The 992-nt window shown below is 38.6% G+C and carries 2 protein-coding genes and 1 pseudogene; all 3 read right to left on the reverse strand.

What is annotated here, in order from left to right; genetic code table 11:
* A partial coding sequence (locus HMPREF2867_RS11210) for a carboxypeptidase (protein ID WP_141751002.1) occupies window positions 1-101 on the reverse strand: 101 nt, incomplete at its 3' end.
* A 151-nt stretch (window positions 102-252) separates the two neighbouring features.
* A complete protein-coding gene (locus HMPREF2867_RS07150; RefSeq protein ID WP_008535551.1) occupies window positions 253-516 on the reverse strand; it encodes a SemiSWEET family transporter in 264 nt (87 codons plus the stop codon).
* A gap of 99 nt (window positions 517-615) precedes the next feature.
* A pseudogene (locus tag HMPREF2867_RS07155) lies at window positions 616-992 on the reverse strand (LD-carboxypeptidase); the annotation flags it as partial.

A 992-nucleotide genomic window follows, 5' to 3' on the forward strand; every position in this document is an offset into this window, starting at 1 on the left:
AGGTCCTTGAGACGTTGAATACCCAAGTCCACTTCGTGCTTGACAAAGTCTTCACCGATAATTCCACTAGATAAGCTCACAATACCAATAGTAGAAACCATGTCTTGACCCTCCTGAAAATAGATTGAGCCTATCTTATCACAGGAGATGAGATAAAACAACAAGAATTAGAGTCAGAAGAAGACTTTTAGATCGAGAAAATAGTAAAAAAGCAACCGCTCGATGTGGTTGCTTTTTATAGTAGTTGTATTCTTATAGAGCAGTAAGGAAAGTCAGTCCGCCAAGGATAACCCCGGCTGAGTTTGGAATGATTAGAATCCAGTCTTTCTTAGGCTCTTGTGTCCATCCATAAATGACCCAGATTAAGCAAGAGACAGCTGCTGATAAAGGTTGGAATGGTTGAGCTTTGTTCCCTTGTAAATTGGCAAAAATTTGAGGGATGTAGGCTATAAATACAATAATCCCGATAAAGGCACCAATTGAACCAACAACTTGATTAATTCTCTGTTTAGTCATATATATTTCTCCTTATTACTTTATTAGTATAACAGAAAAACAACTTGGATTCAAGGACAAAACCTCGGGATTCTAAGGAAAGACTTTACATTAGAACGTTTTTAGAAAATGTAGCAACATTTCTTTGTCTAACTCACAAATGTCTGCTAAAAATGATTGGCCGTAAAAAGTCTTGACCCCTAGCTTATGCAACATGAGGTGGTTCATGGTTGTATCCGAGAAACCGAGAAAAATCTTTGGTTTGATAACCTTTTGTAGTTGGTCATTTTCAAAGAGGTAGGGTAGCAAGCGATAGGTATCGTCTCCACCAATGGCACATAGGATCATGTCGATGCTATCATCAGAAAAGGCATGAATCAAATCCTCTGCACGAGCTTCAGGATGTTCTTTGATAAAATCTAAGCCTTTTAGTGAATGGGGCAAAAAGATAGGATTGAGTCCCAGGTCCTTGAGACGTTGAATACCCAAGTCCACTT

Source organism: Streptococcus sp. HMSC064H09, from assembly GCF_001812625.1.
Classification (GTDB): Bacteria; Bacillota; Bacilli; order Lactobacillales; family Streptococcaceae; genus Streptococcus.

Excerpts from the sequence above, each read along its gene's own strand:
- HMPREF2867_RS07150 (WP_008535551.1), bottom strand. The coding sequence starts at position 516 with ATGACTAAACAGAGAATTAATCAAGTTGTTGGTTCAATTGGTGCCTTT.